The sequence below is a fragment of the Fortiea sp. LEGE XX443 genome (assembly GCF_015206815.1).
GTDB lineage: Bacteria > Cyanobacteriota > Cyanobacteriia > Cyanobacteriales > Nostocaceae > Nostoc_B.
Genome location: NZ_JADEXZ010000020.1, coordinates 1 through 18,302 on the forward strand (window position 1 = coordinate 1; position 18,302 = coordinate 18,302).

14 protein-coding genes and 1 pseudogene are annotated in these 18,302 nt (G+C 42.5%); 6 read left to right on the forward strand and 9 right to left on the reverse strand.

Features of this window, described 5'->3' with window-relative positions; translation table 11 throughout:
• Window positions 1-196, forward strand: a pseudogene (locus tag IQ259_RS10090) (IS630 family transposase); the annotation flags it as partial.
• A 90-nt stretch (window positions 197-286) separates the two neighbouring features.
• Here IQ259_RS10090 and IQ259_RS10095 read toward each other — a convergent pair.
• The 6 genes from IQ259_RS10095 to IQ259_RS10120 all read right to left on the reverse strand — a co-directional run bounded on the left by IQ259_RS10095 (window position 287) and on the right by IQ259_RS10120 (window position 8,099).
• The gene (locus IQ259_RS10095) at window positions 287-2,521 is read right to left on the reverse strand and encodes a tetratricopeptide repeat protein (RefSeq protein ID WP_370568013.1); all 2,235 of its coding nucleotides are present in this window, start codon (window positions 2,519-2,521) and stop codon (window positions 287-289) included.
• Window positions 2,522-2,973: 452 nt separating this feature from the next.
• Complete coding sequence (locus IQ259_RS10100; RefSeq protein ID WP_193884261.1) at window positions 2,974-3,417, reverse strand: type II toxin-antitoxin system VapC family toxin; 444 nt, start codon at window positions 3,415-3,417, stop codon at window positions 2,974-2,976.
• Complete coding sequence (locus IQ259_RS10105) at window positions 3,414-3,665, reverse strand: hypothetical protein (RefSeq protein ID WP_193884263.1); 252 nt, start codon at window positions 3,663-3,665, stop codon at window positions 3,414-3,416. The genes IQ259_RS10100 and IQ259_RS10105 overlap by 4 nt, the downstream gene beginning before the upstream one ends.
• 402 nt (window positions 3,666-4,067) lie before the next feature.
• The gene (gene tkt, locus IQ259_RS10110) at window positions 4,068-6,080 is read right to left on the reverse strand and encodes a transketolase (protein ID WP_193884265.1); all 2,013 of its coding nucleotides are present in this window, start codon (window positions 6,078-6,080) and stop codon (window positions 4,068-4,070) included.
• A gap of 367 nt (window positions 6,081-6,447) precedes the next feature.
• The gene (gene fabF, locus IQ259_RS10115; protein ID WP_193884267.1) at window positions 6,448-7,695 is read right to left on the reverse strand and encodes a beta-ketoacyl-ACP synthase II; all 1,248 of its coding nucleotides are present in this window, start codon (window positions 7,693-7,695) and stop codon (window positions 6,448-6,450) included.
• A 149-nt stretch (window positions 7,696-7,844) separates the two neighbouring features.
• On the reverse strand, window positions 7,845-8,099 hold the full coding sequence (locus tag IQ259_RS10120; RefSeq protein WP_193884269.1) for an acyl carrier protein: 255 nt from the start codon (window positions 8,097-8,099) through the stop codon (window positions 7,845-7,847).
• A 450-nt stretch (window positions 8,100-8,549) separates the two neighbouring features.
• Here IQ259_RS10120 and IQ259_RS10125 point away from each other — a divergent pair, with 450 nt between their 5' ends.
• Together IQ259_RS10125 and IQ259_RS10130 are read left to right on the forward strand one after the other, a co-directional pair.
• Window positions 8,550-9,455 carry a CoB--CoM heterodisulfide reductase iron-sulfur subunit B family protein gene (locus IQ259_RS10125; protein WP_193884378.1) on the forward strand — a complete coding sequence of 302 codons (906 nt, stop codon included), beginning with the start codon at window positions 8,550-8,552 and terminating at the stop codon, window positions 9,453-9,455.
• A 314-nt stretch (window positions 9,456-9,769) separates the two neighbouring features.
• Window positions 9,770-10,666 (forward strand): DUF1338 domain-containing protein, encoded by an 897-nt coding sequence (locus tag IQ259_RS10130; protein ID WP_193884271.1) that lies wholly within the window; start codon window positions 9,770-9,772, stop codon window positions 10,664-10,666.
• Here the strand turns inward: IQ259_RS10130 and IQ259_RS10135 are convergent, their stop codons facing one another.
• Entirely contained in the window at window positions 10,667-10,882 is a 216-nt protein-coding gene (locus IQ259_RS10135) for a DUF2839 domain-containing protein (RefSeq protein ID WP_193884273.1), read from the reverse strand.
• Window positions 10,883-11,248: 366 nt separating this feature from the next.
• Window positions 11,249-12,805, reverse strand: a complete 1,557-nt coding sequence (locus IQ259_RS10140; protein ID WP_193884275.1) for an ATP-dependent DNA helicase — start codon at window positions 12,803-12,805, stop codon at window positions 11,249-11,251.
• A gap of 128 nt (window positions 12,806-12,933) precedes the next feature.
• Between IQ259_RS10140 and IQ259_RS10145 the strand changes: the two genes are divergently transcribed.
• The 3 genes from IQ259_RS10145 (at window position 12,934) to IQ259_RS10155 (ending at window position 16,429) form a co-directional block, all read left to right on the forward strand.
• The gene (locus IQ259_RS10145) at window positions 12,934-13,896 is read left to right on the forward strand and encodes a M48 family metallopeptidase (protein WP_193884277.1); all 963 of its coding nucleotides are present in this window, start codon (window positions 12,934-12,936) and stop codon (window positions 13,894-13,896) included.
• A 575-nt stretch (window positions 13,897-14,471) separates the two neighbouring features.
• Window positions 14,472-14,900 (forward strand): hypothetical protein, encoded by a 429-nt coding sequence (locus tag IQ259_RS10150; protein ID WP_193884279.1) that lies wholly within the window; start codon window positions 14,472-14,474, stop codon window positions 14,898-14,900.
• 380 nt (window positions 14,901-15,280) lie between these two features.
• Complete coding sequence (locus IQ259_RS10155) at window positions 15,281-16,429, forward strand: AI-2E family transporter (protein ID WP_193884281.1); 1,149 nt, start codon at window positions 15,281-15,283, stop codon at window positions 16,427-16,429.
• A 135-nt stretch (window positions 16,430-16,564) separates the two neighbouring features.
• Here IQ259_RS10155 and IQ259_RS10165 read toward each other — a convergent pair whose 3' ends face one another.
• A complete protein-coding gene (locus tag IQ259_RS10165) occupies window positions 16,565-18,172 on the reverse strand; it encodes a hypothetical protein (RefSeq protein WP_193884283.1) in 1,608 nt (535 codons plus the stop codon).
• Window positions 18,173-18,302: the final 130 nt, after the last annotated feature.

Genomic DNA, 18,302 nt, shown 5'->3' on the forward strand with positions numbered 1-18,302 from the left:
CTTTGCTCCTAACTGCCCATCCCAAAATCCTATAGAAGATATTTGGTTACAAGCAAAAACCTGGGTTAGACGTTTTTGCGCTTTAATTCCAACATTCTCTCATTTAAAGTGGATGTTTGAGTGGTTTCTCCGAAACACTACCTTTGATTTTCTCTCTCTCCAGATGTACGGAGCTTTTTCAGAAATCAAATACTAGTCCTATATCCCTGTTCTGTCACTCTCCGAAAACATTTGCTATTGCTGAATTCTAGAGCTTTTGCATAGCAAGCGATCGCACGATTATTTTCTAATCACAAATACAAGACCCATTTTTTTCTAATAGGATAGCTTGTATTGATTGCCTCATAAGACTTCTAGCAATTGCCCTCCCGGAAAGTGACAAAAGCGGGATATCTATTTCTGCGGCTTCGCCTAAATCAACCCACTTGGGTTCACCTTTGGAGCGCAACACCGCCGCTGCATAACGTGGTTTACCCCACTTCTGAGCATCCGTTTTAGCTTTGGCATTGAATGGTTCATACTGGACAATTTCTACCAAGGCTGCATCTTTTGGTATTTTGGCTTGAATCGCGGCTAATTCTACTGGTTGGGTTTGCTGACGAAATTCGGCACTTTTAGTACTGATAGCTGCTTCTAACTTTTCTTTTTCTGCTTCGAGTTGTTCTAACTGAGTTTTTAAGTTAGCAGTTTGCTTTCCTGAATCAGAAAAAACTAATGCGGAGAGTTGCTGTTGTACTTGCAGCCATTGAGTGAATAATGTTTGAGTTTCTGGGTTTTTGTCGAGTTGAGCGCGTAGTATTTGGATGCTGCCAGCTACGGCATCTAATACCAAACCTTTACGGCGGAGTACAGTAGTTAGTGCGAGAGATGCGGCGGCTGGATTGTTGCGAGCTTCTTGTAGGGATAGGGAAATAGTAAAGTCTGTTGTCCCGCTAAAAGTTCTGACATAATCTTGTTTTCGTTGTTCTGAGCCAACAGCAAAAATTAGATTGAGATTTTGTGCTTGCACTTCTAACCCACGACGTAAGAAATCGGTAGTACGGGTAATATCACCCTTTGCCAAATACAGTAGAGCCAAATTATTCAAGCTAGTGGCGACATCAGGATGTTCTTTCCCCAGCACCTTCTCCCGAATAGCTAAAGAGCGGAGATACAATGGTTCTGCTTGGGGATATTTCCCCTGTGTGCGATACAGTAGAGCCAAATTATTCAAGCTAGTGGCGACATCAGGATGTTCTTTCCCCAGCACCTTCTCCCAGATAGCCAAAGAGCGGAGATACAATGGTTCTGCTTGGGGATATTTTCCCTGTGATTTATACAGCGCAGCCAAATTATTCAAGCTAGTGGCGACATTAGGATGATCTTTGCCCAGCACCTTCTCCCGAATAGCCAAAGAACGGAGATACAACGGTTCTGCTTGGGGATAATTCCCCTGTGATTCATACAGCGCAGCCAAATTATTCAAGCTAGTGGCGACATTGGGATGATCTTTGCCCAGCACCTTCTCTAAGATAGCCAAAGAGCGGAGATACAACGGTTCTGCTTGGGGATATTTTCCCTGTGCATTGTACAGTTCTGCCAAATTATTTAAGCTTAGGGCAACATCGAGATGTTCTTTACCATGCACCTTCTCTCGGATAGCCAGAGAACGGAGATACAATGGTTCTGCTTGTTGATATTTTCCCTGTGCTTCATACAGTCCAGCCAAATTATTCAAGCTATTAGCGACATCAGGATGTTCCTTACCCAGCACCTTCTCCCAGATAGCCAAAGAGCGGAGATACAACGGTTCTGCTTGGGGATAATTCCCCTGTGCTTGATACAGTTCAGCCAAATTATTCAAGCTATTAGCGACATCAGGATGTTCCTTACCCAGCACCTTCTCCCAGATAGCCAAAGAGCGGAGATACAATGGTTCTGCTTGGGTATAATTCCCCTGTGCGCGATACAGTAAAGCCAAATTATTCAAGCTTTGGGCGACATCAGGATGTTCTTTACTCAGCACCTTCTCCCGAATAGCCAAAGAGCGGAGATACAATGGTTCTGCTTGGGTATAATTCCCCTGTGCGCGATACAGCGCAGCCAAATTATTCAAACTAAGAGCGACATCAGGATGTTCTTTGCCCAGCACCTGCTCATAGATAGCCAGGGAGCGGAGATACAATGGTTCTGCTTGTGGATAATTCCCCTGTGCGTTATACAGTGCAGCCAAATTATTCAAGCTAGTGGCGACATTGGGATGTTCTTTGCCCAACACCTTCTCCCTAATAGCCAATGCGCGTTCTGCTATGGGAATAGCAGTACTGTATTTACCTTCTTGGTATAACTTGACTAACTGTTGATTCAGTTCGTCAACTTCCTTTAAAGCTGCTTGTTGCTCTGCTGAATATGTGGGGGTTTGCTGTTGCGCTATCCCGGTCACTGGCATACTTAAAACTAACCCTGTTGTCATCGCACCTGCTACCGTCCAAGGTGCAAGACACATACCCGCAGCATTTATCGCACTGAGTAATTTTTTCACTCTCAACTCACAAGCTTGTAGGTTTGGCTATGTATTACATCATGCCGGACTCAGCAGTTTTCGCAAAGCAGTTGTGATAAAAGTCAAAAACCTTTTTATTCCTCTGTGCGCTTCTGGGCTTCTGCGTGTTATCGCAGCGGGGCGTAGCTCAACAAAACCACATCTCACAATACCCAACGCAGAAAATTCACTGACACTTCACCCTCAAAATTAAAACGTTCACCCTTTGAACCTCAACGTTCGAGTAAAAAGCCTGAAACTTCTCACTTCAAACAAGAATGTTTAGCTTTTGAACCTCAACATTCGAGTAAAAAGCTTGAAACTTCTCACTTCAAACAAGAATGTTCGAGTAAAAAGCCTGAAACTTCGCCTTCAGAACTCGAACGTTCTCACTTAAAACAAGAATGTTGTCGTTTAGAAGCTGAAAAGCCGAGATTAGAAGAGCAATCTGCTTACTCTACTTCTAATTCACTCACCACCAAAACTCTCAACTTCGTTACTCGCTTCAAAGCTACATCATTAGTCAAAAAAGCTTCACAACCAGCCATTAAAGCCGCCGCCATTTGCAACGCATCGGGTAAATGAAGCTGATAACGCACCCGAATTCTTGCAGCTTCTCGCGCAATAGCAGCGTTAATATCCACAAAAATTACTTGTTCTTGTTGCAACACATCAACAAAAGCTTGTTCTAAATCCACTAACCCCAGACTGATAGCACCCACCAAACATTCTGATAAGGTTATCCCAGATGCTACTGCTGTAATGTCAGTTGACAAACGCTCAAAAATTGGCTCGACTAAATCTACAAACTGCGGATTGCGTTCTACAAGATAAATTACGGGTGCTGTATCGAGAAATAGGCGCGAAACTCCAACCAACGCCTCACTAATTTTCATTCCTCTCCTCGCAACAACCGTTCTCGATGCTCATCCCCTTCCCGTCGATTCCGCGAAACCCAATCCTGAGCATCCTCTCCCAACAATGGATAGGGAGCCATACCTTTCAAATCGCTCCATTTAAGTTTTTGCGGTGCGTGAGTAATATGTTTCTTCACACGTTCTACCAAATGCCCCATCACTGTCAATTGTTCCTCTGGAGTTAATTGCTCAATATCGTTTAAAATTTTTTCCAGTGATGGACTCATCAGCTTAACTCCATAAACTACTGTAAATTTTAGCGCCTCTACTACGAGACGCTACGCGAACGACGGGCTGCGCCTACGCCTTCACAACTTGATCTAGCCCAAGAGCGATCGCAATTTATTCTAAAATCAAATCATGACCGAAGAATTAGCCAGGGCCGATAATGATTCACCGTGGAAAAAAATAAGTAGTCGGACACAATAAAATTCATGGGTGGAGATAGGTGACAGGTTAAAGGTTACAGGTTACAGTCAAAAATTTGTGTAATTAATTCTGTCTGATTACTTAAATTAGACTTTTCAAATACCCTCTAAGAAACTGTCTCCAGCCTTCCACTTTCAAACAAAAAAAGGCGGGTTATAAACCCACCCTTTAAAATTCAGAAAATATGCTGGTTGTTGCTATTAACCCAACAATTGTTTAGCTTTAGCTAACACATTATCAACGCTAAAACCAAACTTCTCTAAACAAACACCACCAGGAGCCGAAGCACCAAAGCGGTCAATAGTAACAGTATCGCCTTCAGTACCAACGTACTTGTGCCAGCCAAAGCTAGAAGCCGCTTCCACAGCTATACGCTTGGTGACAGCTTTAGGTAGAACTGACTCTTTGTAAGCTGCATCCTGTGCTTCAAATAAATCCCAAGAAGCTAAAGAAACAACACGAACTTTTTTACCTTCGGCTGTAAGCTTCTCCGCTGCGGTGACACACAGGCTCAATTCTGAACCAGTACCTATCAGAATTAACTCTGGTGTACCGTTAGAATCTAAAACGGTGTATCCGCCCTTTGCTACACCTTCAATTGATGTACCTGCTAAATTGGGGACATTTTGACGGGTGAAGATTAACAACGAAGGAGCGTTATTCTTAGCTCTTTCGATCGCTACTTTATAAGCACCGGAAGTTTCGTTACCATCGCCGGGGCGAAGCACTGTCAGATTAGGAATAGCACGCAGGGAAGCTACAGTTTCGATGGGTTGGTGAGTAGGGCCGTCTTCACCTTGACCGATGGAGTCGTGAGTCATCACCCAAATCGCGCCAGCTTGAGACAGGGCGGATAAGCGAATCGCAGCCCGCATGTAATCGGTGAAAATCAGGAAGGTCGCGCCGTAGGGGATTAATCCTGAATTGTGTAACGCAATACCATTACAGATTGCGCCCATAGCATGTTCCCGCACCCCAAAGTGGATATTAGGGTTTTGGTATTGTCCTTTTTGGAAGTCGCCTTTACCCTTGATTTCGGTCAAGTTGGAGTGGGTTAAGTCAGCTGAACCACCAATGAGTTCAGGTAAAACCGCTGCCAATTTATTGAGGCAGGTTTCTGAGTGCTTACGAGTAGCAACTCCTTTGTCTTCAGGGGTGTAGGTAGGTAGTACCTTATCCCAGCCGTCAGCTAGTTTGCCACTCAAGAAACGCTCAAATTCTGCTGTTTCTTGGGGATATTTAGCTTTGTAATCGGCAAAGGTTTTGTTCCATTCAGTTTCGTAGCCTGCACCGCGCTCTACTGCTTTGCGGGTATGGTTGAGGGCATCTTGAGGAACCACAAACGGCTCATGTTCCCAACCCAGGTTTTTGCGGGTCAATGCTACTTCATCTCCACCCAAAGCCGCACCGTGAATGCCAGCAGTGTTGGCTTTATTGGGGGAACCGTAACCGATAGTTGTTGTTACTTTAATGAAAGAAGGCTTATCAGTAACAGCTTTTGCTGCTTCAATAGCTTTGTGAATTGCGGTTAAATCGGTGTTGCCATCTTGAACGTGCTGAACGTGCCAGCCGTAGGCTTCAAACCGCTTAGAGACATCTTCTGTGAATGCCACATCTGTAGAGCCATCAATGGAGATGTGGTTGTCGTCGTACAGAGCAATGAGTTTACCTAATCCCAAGTGTCCAGCAAAAGAAGCAGCTTCACCAGAAACTCCTTCCATGTTGCAACCATCACCCACAATTACGTAAGTGTAATGGTCGACAATTTTGGCATCGGGTTTGTTAAACTTAGCTGCCAGATGAGCTTCAGCTATAGCCAAACCAACTGCGTTAGCAATACCTTGTCCCAAGGGGCCGGTAGTGACTTCTACGCCATCTGTGACAAAGTTTTCGGGGTGTCCGGGGGTTTTGGATTCCCACTGACGAAATTGCTTGATATCTTCGATGCTTACACTGTCATAGCCTGTCAGGTATAGCAGTGCATACTGCAACATAGAACCATGACCGGCAGATAAGACAAAGCGATCGCGGTTAAACCACTTGGGATTTTTGGGGTTATACCGCATAAAGCGATCCCACAGCACAAATGCCATTGGAGCAGCGCCCATCGGCAGCCCTGGGTGTCCCGATTTTGCCTTTTCTATAGCGTCGACAGCCAAGAAGCGGATTGAGTTAATACACAGTTCTTCGAGGGATTGGGTTGCAACAGCCATAATAAGATTGTTTTTAACGACGGGTTAGCACTCTTCGAGCTTCTCATTTACCGGGGTCATTTAATTCCCCTACCGTATCCTCATCATCCCATTCCCGATTGTCTATGGACAAGCGGGATCTCCTGAGTTTCTGGTAATTAATCAAGCTGAGAATTTGGTCATGCTGAACCCTTGGTTCAGCTGGGAATGATATCTATAATACTTTTGTCTGGCTCATCTTAGGAGAGCAAATAAAAAAGGGATTGGGGATGATGAAGAAGCAAGGGTGCAGGGGTACAGGGGTGCAAGGGAGAAATCTTGCTGTAAGTTTTTCCCTCCATCCTTCTGCACCGATCCCTCTTTGTAATACTTAATACTAAATGCCAATTTAGTATTTTTTGAACACCAAGGTGACATTATGCCCACCAAAACCAAAAGAATTAGACAGTGCTACTTCAATTTTTTGAGCGCGGCTGGTGTGTGGAACGTAATCCAAGTCACACTCGGAATCGGGATTTTCGAGATTGATCGTCGGGGGAATGTGATCGTTAGCGATCGCCAGTACGGTTGCTACTGCTTCAATCCCGCCAGAACCACCCAACAGGTGTCCTGTCATCGATTTAGTAGAGCTAACTGCTATTTTATAGGCATATTCGCCCAAGGCTTTTTTAATGGCTGAAGTTTCGTTGGAATCGTTAGCTGGGGTACTAGTTCCATGAGCGTTGATGTAGGTAACATGTTCTGGTGTTAATCCTGCATCCTTGAGTGCTAGTTGAATGGCTCTAGCGGCACCTTCGCCGCCAGGAACTGGGGATGTGATGTGGTAGGCATCACAGGTCATGGCATAACCGACAATTTCCCCATAAATGTGTGCGCCACGACTAAGAGCGTGTTGCAGTTCTTCTAAAATTAAAATTCCCGCACCTTCACCCATGACAAATCCATCGCGATCGCGGTCAAAGGGACGGCAAGCATGAGCCGGGTCATCATTGCGAAATGAGAGGGCTTTACAAGCGGCAAATCCAGCTACAGATAAGGGTGTAACTGCTGCTTCACAGCCACCGCAAATCATTGCTTGGGCATACCCTCCTTGAATCAGGCGAAAAGCATCCCCAATGGCGTTGGAACCTGCGGCGCAAGCAGTAACAGTACAGTTGTTTGGGCCTTTAGCACCAGTGTGAATTGCTGTTAGTCCAGCTGCCATGTTGGCGATCATCATTGGGATCATGAATGGACTACAGCGATCGGGCCCACGGTTTAGGTAGACTGTTTGCTGGTCTTCCATTACCTTAATACCACCGACCCCAGAACCGATGATTACCCCGATCTGTTCTGCGTTTAGCTCGTTAATCACTAACTTTGCGTCAGCAAGTGCCTGTTTTGCTGCTGCAACCCCAAATTGAGAAAATCGATCCATGCGCTTGGCTTCTTTGCGCTCTAGATAATCGTGTGGATCGAAGTTTTTCACTTCACCAGCAATGCGGCAATCATGACTGGACGCATCAAAATGTGTGATGTAGTCAATACCATTGCGTCCGCTTAATAATCCTTGCCAATATTCGGCTGGTGTGTTGCCAATAGGTGTAATCGCGCCAACACCCGTGACCACAACGCGTTTACGTATATAATCTGTCATGACTCAGTTAAAGGTAGCGAGAAAGCTGCAAATAAAGTTCTGAGTGCTGAGTGCTGAGTTTTTGAGTAGGAAGACTAAGTTAGACAGTTAGGAAAACAATTCTTGACTCTTGACTACTCAGCACTTATTACTTAGTACTCAGCACTTTCTTAGGCGGATGCGGCAACTTGATTGTTGATGTAATCAACCGCATCTTGAACTGTCAAAATTTTCTCAGCGGCTTCATCAGGAATTTCAATATCGAATTCTTCTTCAAAAGCCATGACCAGTTCCACGAGGTCTAGGGAATCAGCACCCAGGTCATCAATAAAACTAGCTTGTGGAGTAATCTTGTCACCAGATTCTACTCCTAGTTGCTCGGCGACTGTTTTCTTTACCTTTTCAAAAGTTTCCGCTTGGCTCATACAATAAAATTCCTTAACTGGTTGCTATTAGCCGCTCTTGATGAGTGACGTGGTTTTGAGCATATACATCTTATCGGAAAGCGCGATCGCCCGTATACTACCAAGGTGTTTTCTTCTAGAAAACCTGCTCCTAGCCCCCCAGGATCAGACAAAGTAGTATGGCAAATTAAGCGATCGCATACACTGTATAAATGCTTCTACTTACCAATTGTTACTATTTTTTTGGCTAATGTTCAAATAAATTCCTAAGCTAATCGTCATTTAAATTGCACCATTTTCATGGTAATCAAAGCTGCAAACCCTCTCCCTTGCTCCCTGCTCGCTGCCCCCCTGCGGCCTCAATGTGCAAATTAAATGCTTAACAGCTTAGTGCTGAGTATTAAGTGCTGAGTGAAAAGTAGTGATACAACAGTATTATCGGGGCAACTACCCCAAGTCCAACATAATATTATGGTTTCTCAAACGCTGAAATACGCTTACTTTCCGGGCTGTGTTGCCCAAGGTGCTTGTCGGGAACTTTATCAATCAACTCAAGCCCTCACCCAAGCGTTGGGTATTGAATTGATTGAACTCAAAAAAGCTGCTTGCTGTGGTTCCGGCACATTTAAAGAAGATTCCCAATTACTGGAAGATACAGTCAACGCCAGAAATATTGCCTTAGCAGAAACATTAAATCTACCCTTACTCACCCATTGCAGTACTTGTCAAGGTGTGATCGGTCATGTCAACGAACGCTTAAAAGATTTTCAAAATAGCAACCCTCCTTACATTGAGCAAGTTAATGGCTTGCTACAAAAAGAGAACTGTTCCCCTTATCGTGGCAGTACGGAAGTTAAACATCTCCTGTATGCTTTGGTGACAGATTATGGTTTGGAGGAAATCACCAAGCGCGTTACTCGTAAGTTGAGTGGTTTAAAATGTGCAGCTTTTTATGGCTGCTATCTTCTTCGCGCTCAAAAGTCCATGCCCTATGATGACCCTTTCCAGCCAGAAGCAATGGAAAATGTATTTCGGGCTGTGGGTGCAACGCCAATTTATTATCGTGGGCGCACCCAATGTTGTGGCTGGCCCCTGGCAAGTTATGCCACTACTCAATCTTTTAAAATGGCTGGAATGCACATTCAAGAAGCCTTGGCTAATGGTGCTGATTGTTTAGTTACACCTTGTCCTCTGTGTCATTTGAATTTAGATTCTCGTCAACCAGAGGTCGAAAAAGTCATTGGAGAGAAGCTAGGTTTACCAGTGCTGCATTTACCCCAGTTGATTGCTTTAGCACTGGGAATTAGCCCTCAAAAACTGGGTTTAGAACGCCATATTGTTTCGACAAAACCAGTGTTAGAAAAATTGGGACTATAAAGGCGAAAGTAACCCTTCTCTGCGAGAGGCTGCACTCAGGGTTATTTTTGACTTCCTAGTTACTGCTCACCGAAGAGGCGGAGGGGCGGGGGCAGGGAGCAGGGGGAGCAATCCCTGTGCCGTTCGCGCAGCGTCTCGCAGAGAAGCCGTGAAGCGGAGCAGAACATGGGTATGTTCGCAAAGCGTCTCGTAGAGAAGCCCCGCCCTTCTAGGGCGCTTTTACTGGGGCGGAGTACAATCGGACGCTCAGTTTTCCCCCTTGCTCCCTGCCCCCTGCCTCTTTTGACCTATTCCCTGTTCCCTTCTTCATATATATGAAATCCGAACTTGTTGCTTCCCTCTGGGAATCACTTTGGCAAGACTACAAAGCCAGAGTCAATTACGCCCAAATCTACCAAAACATGATTACAGCAGCGGGTGGAACCGTCGCCAACGACCATATCGCCTTTCGGTCTTTGCGTTTAGTAGTCGATAGTCCACAAGGTGAAATTAACTTGGGTATCAACCACCTGGGACAAATAGCTGAAACCTTGGGTTACGAACCTGCTGGTGAGTATACATTTGCTGCAACTCATCTTTATGCCCGTCACTATCGCCATCCCCAACAAGCAGAATTCGATTTGCCCAAACTGTTTATTAGTGAATTAATTGTTGATGAATTGCCAGAAAATATTGCCCAACTAATTTATCAAACAGTATCAGCAATTCCCGCGATGCCTGTTTTACCAGATAAAAACAATCTTGAAAGCATTACCCAAAAATTAAAGCAAACTTTTACCCGCCCTTGGCAAGTTCCCTTACGTTCGGTTGTGGAAGAAGTGAATAAAGTTACACAATATGGTGCTTGGGTTTTGTTACATGGTTACGCTGTTAATCACTTCACAGGCTATATTAACCGCCAAAGTACTTCTACATATCCTGATATAGATACTACTGCTCATGCTTTAGCTAACTTGGGTGTACCAATGAAAGCCGAAATCGAAGGAGATGTCACCTGTGGTTTACGTCAAACTGCAACCCACGCGGTAACAGAAATGGTGACATTGCTAGATGACAGCACTGGTAAAGAAATCCAGATTCCTTGGACTTATGCTTATTATGAACTTGCCCAGCGTTACATGGTAGAAATTGAACCGGGAAAGCCAGCACTTTTTGATGCTTTTTTAGGGAACAATGCTCAACAATTGTTTGAAATGACACGACGATATTAATTAATCCATTACTTGCCACCAACCAAAAGCTGGGCCAATAAAACGAATAGTCACCCAAGCAACAACCATACCCCCAATTCCAATCCAGGCTCCGCGAGTAGTCCAACTCACAAATAATTCGGATTGGCGTTTGGTGATGGGAACCCAAGACAATATGCGCTCGTCTTGTCCGTATTTTTCTCCCAGTGTTTCTTTGCGACGTTTTGCTTCACCCATAATTAGCAATTCAAAATTCAAATAAGTTTATGTGTCTTCTGCCGGAGATGCGATCGCATCACTAGTACAATAAGGCAAAAGTAAAAAGAAAGAGTACTTATACCGCAAGCTTTTTACCCATTTCAAATAGTCTGCTTCTCTTACAAAGTTTGGCGAAGAGAAGTTGCGTGCGCGGGTTAAGAGCGTTGAGCAAACTTCTCCCAAGGGGAGACGCCAAGGGCGAACGGGGACGGAAACCGACACCGCCAACTTTGCGTTATTTCCGCCATGCTGTACTAGGACAATTTATGAAGTTCAAAATGATAATAGCGTTTGCTGAGATGTGATCGCTATCTGTTGACAAAATGTAAATAGTCAACTTCTTGACTAAGCAGAATTTTCCTCATCGGTGTTAGCAAACAAGCTAGGATCTAAGTAGTTAATTCGTGCTAGAGGACTAAGAGCCGCGAGAATTTGTGAGCCATAGCTACGGTTGACAACTCGACTATCTAGCAAAGCCACTACCCCTTGATTTTCTCGCAAAGGAGCGATCGCTCGTTGCAGTTCATTTAAAGCAGCTGGTAGTAAGTATAACCGGAACCAATCTTGATGCGATCGCTTGTAGTAAGCGACCCTACCAGCTACCAAGGGATTTTCTAAAGATGGCAGAGGTAAAGTAGCGATAATTAACAGATGGGGCGCAGGCAAAACATTTTGATGTTCTCGCCAATATTCCCAACCACTAATCAAAATCCCATTTTCATCTAAACAGGTTTTTTCCACCTGCACCCGTGAACCAAACTCTGAGGCCAAAATTGCCCCTACTTGCGCCTTGAGTGGGACATCTCCCACCAAAACCACTGTTAATCCTGGCGCTGTCGCGCTCAGACATAGCAGTGTGCGGACTTTGTGAATAAAAGCTGGTTGAAATTCTGGTGTGTTGGGTAAAGGTAACTGATAAGGCACATACAGTTGAATAGCTTGAGCTTGACTATCTGAGGAGAACTTTAAACAAGTGACATCATCCAATCCCAGACGCTGACGAAATACAGGTGCTTCAGTTTCCGCTTCTAAAGCACTACCAACTAATACTACTGGCTGTCGTTGCCAAATGGGCGAAAGTATCTTGCCCAGTTCAATGGGGGCGTAATGTAAAGAAAATAAACCTTGACGACGGGCAATGGTTGTCCAAAAAAGATGTGGTGGGCGATCGCTAGGCAAATTTTCGTTAATGTATTTAAACTGCTCCCAAAAATTTTGCCAAACATCAGGAATAGTTTCTAGCTCTAATTCGGCAAAAAGACTGTTAATAATTTCTGCTTCTGGCTGGGAAATTAGATAGCACTCATAGGGATTCGCTGGGTGCTGAAATACTTCTTTGGTTAGTTGTGCTTTAGCAGAAAGAATTGCTTCGACTTGGTTAGGGCAAGCAAGGGTGAGTTCTTCCCAGTCTTGAGGTTGCACATCTTGAATCAGCTGATGGCGTACCCAATCTTCTAAATCATCCACACCATCAATAATTGTGGGAATGCCTGGGGGAAAAGTATCAGAAGCTGTTAGCTGCCCTTTTAACCAAGCTTCTGGAGAAGTCAGGAGTAGCCCTTGGAACTCCGAATGAGGCCAAGCGTCACCTGTCCTGATTGGTTTTTTAGCTTGTAACCACTGTTGTAAGCGGGGAATTTCCACTTGCAACAGACGTTGTTGCACTGTTTCTGAAGCAACAATAATAACAGGGCCATGCCACATCAATGCCGATGCGACAAAGCTAGTGCGATATCGCCCTTGATAGCCACAAGCTGCCCCCACTTGAATTAAGGCGCTACGCCCTAGACGCAAGGCGCGTGCTACCAACCGTGCCATCGTCAAATGATGGGGCCAGGAAGGGAACCCTGCCTGCGATCGCAGGAAGTTATGTAGTGACAAATGAACTTCTGCCTCAATCACACGCTTTTAATCCCATACAAAGTGATTTTTAGTTCTATTAGCCCCATTTCTATTATTCAGTTATCAGTTACCAGTTATTAGACTGAATAACTTAGACTGTTCACTGTTCACTGTTCACTGATTAAATTATGCCAACTTACACAGGAATTTCCAGCGAAGCCTTTAGGCATCCACTGGATCGCCAAGCTGAACAAGCTTTACGAAATTTACCAGGATTTGATTTAATTGCTCGTAAATTTGTGGAATTTGTCTACGAACGCCCGCAGTTAGTCTATCTAATGGGTAACACCATCCAAGTCGGGCCACGGCAATATTCCACTATTTACCAGATATTTCGGGAATGTGTGCGGGATTTGGACATTTACCCAGAACCTACACTGTTTGTCTCACAAAATCCCCAAGCAAATAGCTATGCTTTAGGGCAAGAAAATCCTTTCATTGTCATAAATACAGGCATCCTAGACTTACTAGAGGAAGTCGAAATTAGAGCGGTGTTAGCCCATGAACTGGGGCATATTAAATGTGGTCATACTATTTTAATTCAAATGGCGATGTGGGCGATGAGTGCTGCCTCTGCTCTCGGTGAATTAACCTTTGGTATAGGTAATTTTGTTACACAAGCTTTGATATATGCCTTTTTTGAATGGCGGCGGAAAGCTGAATTGACAGCAGATCGCGCCGCATTGTTAGTAGTTGATGACTTAAATCCTGTGATGTCTTCGATGATGAAGGTGTCTGGCGGTAGTAACAAATATGCCCATGAATGTAGTTTACAAGAATTCATCCGCCAGTCAGAAAATTATCAGGCATTAGACCAGGATGGGCTGAATCAAATATATAAATTCTTGATGTACAATGGCGCTCAGGGTATGATGTTGAGCCATCCCTTTGCTGTAGAACGCCTACGTTATTTAAGGGAGTGGGCTGTATCAGAAGAATATCAGCAAATTCGCCGAGGAAACTATCAGCGATCGCCTGCTAACGGTGCAGTAAATGTTGCAGCAGAAACACCCGCAAGTGAAACAGAAAATTTGCAACGGCAAATTGAAGAATTACAACAAGAAATTAACAGAATGAAAAAATCTCAGTAGGTTGTAGGGTGGGCATTGTAACGCTCACCCTACAACTATTTGTTTTTATTTGTTATTAATGATGAAGTTTGACAAAATCATAATATTATCTTATGTAAATTCTGATTTTATTTGCCCAAATTATGCTAATTCAGATCCCCGACTTCTCAAAGAAGTCGGGGATCTTGTTGTTATAGCAGTAGCCAAGGCAGTTAGGACATCGGCCAATGATAAAACTCATGCACTAAAAGACTTTTAACCCTGTCACCTGTCACCTGTTCCCTATCACCTGCTATACATGGGAATTTTTAAAGAACAGGCTTTTTCTCTGCTTACCTGAATATAAATTTCTGTAGCGTGATTTATTTTTTAAGATTCCCTAATCTCCGATAATACTTTTTAGGGCAGCTTGGCAGAGATAAATATTCAGTAGAAACTTATCTTCTGCATTCTGCTGTGTGCCTTCTAGACATAGGCAACAACATCATCTAAACTACCATCTGTTTGTGGGTGGTCAACATCCAAGATTCAAAACTCCAACTTGAATCTTGCCTAACTACATATGAGCATGAAATTTCGTTTAGGCATTTCTCAAAATGGTAATTAACTTTCCCAAATGGCTGTCTGTTTTAGCTAATATTCTTGCCCTTGTCATTTTTATGCCAGGGATTGCTTTAGCTACGCCTCTACAAATTCATGCTAATTCTAGTGTGATTCTTACCCAGTATAACCAAGCTACAAGTAACTTAATTGCATATTCTGACACTGATTTGACTCCCCAAGAACGCCAACAAATTCAGGCTTTACGTCAACGGCGCAACAAAGAAATTAAGGCAATTTTAAGTTCATCGCAACGTGATCAGATCAAAGAACAATTGCGGGCGGGGAATAATATTTCTCAAGCTATAGAGAGTTTAGATTTACATCAAGATCAACAAAAAATGATTAAAGCTATTATGCAATTAATCAACTTGAAGATGAAAGCTATTTTATCTCGGCATTCGCTCCAAGTAAGACAAGACTAGATGTTGAATTGGAAAATTTTGTAGTTTTATATTTGAGTTAATAGCTGTGTCAATAAAAAGCGATCGCTCTCTGTATCGTGCAGGCGATCGCTTTTGATATGAAATTGTTATAATCGAGGCGATCGCCCTGATCTTTGGTTGCATTTAGGGTAAAGCATTAAGATTGCAGTTTTATAAGAAATATTAAAATTTTGAAATCCATTCCTAGTAAGGAATACAGACTATAATTAAGTATTATTTATTATTAAATTCTATAAAATTAGCCGAAGAGCCAGAAAGTGTATAAGTCCTGTTAAATCAACTGGGCGGAATTGCTAAAATCAGCTAACCTAACTGCATCACCAGAAAATTCTATCACCCCAACAGCTGGGAGTTAGCCTGTGAATCTTGGACAATGGATAGGCTTAATCGCCATAGTTATTTCTCTATACATCTTGTGGCAAATTCGAGAAGTGTTGTTGCTCATGTTCGCCGCAGTAGTGTTAGCAACCACATTAAATCGGTTAGCCAAACGTTTCCAGCACTTGGGGATGAAGCGTGGGTTTGCTGTGCTGCTTTCAGTGGCTATCTTTTTTGCAATTGTTGTAGGGTTTTTCTGGTTGATTGTGCCACCTTTTGTACAGCAGTTTCATGAACTAACTTATCGTGTTCCCCAAGGTTTGGAGCGCTTTAATACTTGGTTAGATGGGCTTAAAACTATAGTCCCCAGCCAATTGATTCCTTATATACCCGATCTCAACAGTTTAATAGAACAAGCTCAACCTTTTGTTAATCGGGTCTTGGGGAGTTCTTTTGCTTTTGTCTCCGGTTCTTTAGAAGTTGTACTCAAAGTTTTGCTGGTGTTGGTTTTAACAGGAATGCTGTTAGCTGATCCTTTGGCTTACCGCAAAGTATTTATCCGAGTTTTTCCCTCGTTCTATAGAAGACGGGTAGATGGAATTTTAGATCAATGCGAAAACTCATTAGAAGGATGGGTTACAGGCGCTTTGATTGCAATGGGTGTAGTAGGACTGATGAGTGTAGTTGGTTTATCAGTCTTAGGTGTAAAAGCGGCATTGGCTTTAGCGGTTTTGGCAGGATTTTTGAACTTGATACCCAACCTAGGCCCAACATTAAGTGTAGTTCCAGCAATGGCGATCGCTTTATTAGATAATCCCTGGAAAGCTGTTGCTGTCTTGATTCTTTACTTTTTCATTCAACAAGCTGAAAGTAATTTGATTACGCCTGTTGTCATGGCGCAACAAGTTTCATTATTACCAGCTGTGACATTAATTTCTCAGCTATTTTTTGTGACCTTTTTTGGCTTTTTAGGACTATTTTTAGCCCTCCCATTAACGGTTGTCGCCAAAATCTGGGTGCAAGAGGTCTTAATTAAAGATGTGTTAGATCAATGGGGAAATCAACATCCAAAAGAAACTGAGTTTGTAGTAGTTTGTAACTCTCATAATACTAATGATAATTGGACAGAAGAAAATCCAGCTAGTAATCAAGCTCCCGCAGTTGAAGATACTTTGCCGCAAGAAGATTAATTTAATAGGCGTTGCAGAATAGAGATATGAATTTAGTGCGATGGGCTACGCCCCACCGCAGGCGATCACTATGGAATGTCCAAAATGTGCATCAACTCATATTCGCAAAAATGGTAAACAACATCACATATGTGTTCAATGCACGCCTTCTTTAGCTTGTACATTAGTAGAAGACGCTGGTTTTTTACCTGAATTACGCACATTCACAACTTTACCCAGTAAGTCGAACCAAAAAGGCGCACCCATTGAAATTGCAATTCCACTGACGAACCAGCCAGCAACCATTGTTAAATAGTTAGTTATTTGAACTGTTTTTTGGCTGTTATTATTGGATACCATGTCAAGTTGCTGGTCTAGGTTAATTTTATTCCAACCAATTGGTAGAGAGATTTCTGTCAAAACTTTGTCTGTTTCATCTCTGAGTAATTTTAAATCCTGTGGTGTATCAGAAGAATTTCTTTCAACTATTTGCCCAGCATTATTTACAATGGCTGTGCGGATAGCTGAATCTTTTGACAATCTGCTGACAATATGGAAGGTATCTGCATTGGCAATAATAGCGATCGCAAAGCCAATTAACAACGCTACACCTTTAGCATTACGCTTGTAAACACCAGAGGCTCGATCCATTGATTTATCAAAGGTTTGCTCAATTTCTCGGCGTAATATATTAATTCCTTCTTCAGTTGTCTTTGCTTTTAATTGGGCGCGTTTTGCTAATGTTGCCATGTTACTTACAACAGATGGTGGTAGTTTTTGACTCAATTGTTCTAGTCTTTGACTGACATGTTGAAATGTCTGGTATGCTTCGCTATCTTTATCTTTAAATTCGTTGACAAATTCTTGATAAATTTCACTCTTAGCATTCAGCAATTCCACAACTTCGTTAATATTCGGTCGCAAGCCTTTTAAACAGATTGTCTGTTCAATATCATCAAAAATATCTTGTCTTAAAACTTTTAATCTCTGTAAAGCTTTACTAAGTAATTCATGGTCAGGCATCTCGGCTGCAAAATATCCGATATATTTATCTAAGCTCTTAGCTATACGATTGATACTAGTATGTAAATCAATTTTACCTTTCTGAAAATCGGCAGTAATTGTTTTAAAATCAATTTCAATAGTTTGATTAAATTCAAGATGTATATTTTCTAAAAATTCCCTGACGGAATCATCTGTATTATCTACCCTTTCTCTTAGCCTTAATAATATGTTTTGAATTTCATTCAACTGTTGATGTGTAAAATTTATCAGTCTTGATTCTGTTAATTTCTGCACTAATTTTGGCAACCCTAAGGTTTCCATCAGAGTTGTAGCAAAAGTTTCCGCTGGTATATAAGAAGGCGCACTGTGCTTTTGTTTGCCGAAATCTTCTTTACCATTTTTGACATAGCCAAAAATACTTTTAGTTCTCTTCTCTCCTGACAGAGAAAACTGCTCCAGAATAGAGGATAACCCCCAAACAAATTTACGAGGTAGGGTAGTTAAAAATCCTTTAGCTTCCTGATTTACGCTTTGAATTAACGGATCATTATATAAGTCATTCACTAGTTGAATTACATTATCATCTTCTGATTTACTGACATCACCGGCGATCAAAATTTCTATTGATTTTTTTAAGTGAACAGCACGCCATTGCAATATCGTCGTAATTAGTTCTTGTATTTCTGAAGCCAATAAACTTAAAATTAAGTATATAAAGACCAAACCAATAGTTATATCTAGTATAAAAGACAAGTTCATCGACAGCTTCCTTAATTAGTAATTAACACACCTGGCTGGTAATAGTTGTATCATTTTTATCAATTAATAAGTGTTAAATAAAATGAAAAAAATCATGGACATTTGCCCAAAAAAATTATCGCTAATCAGA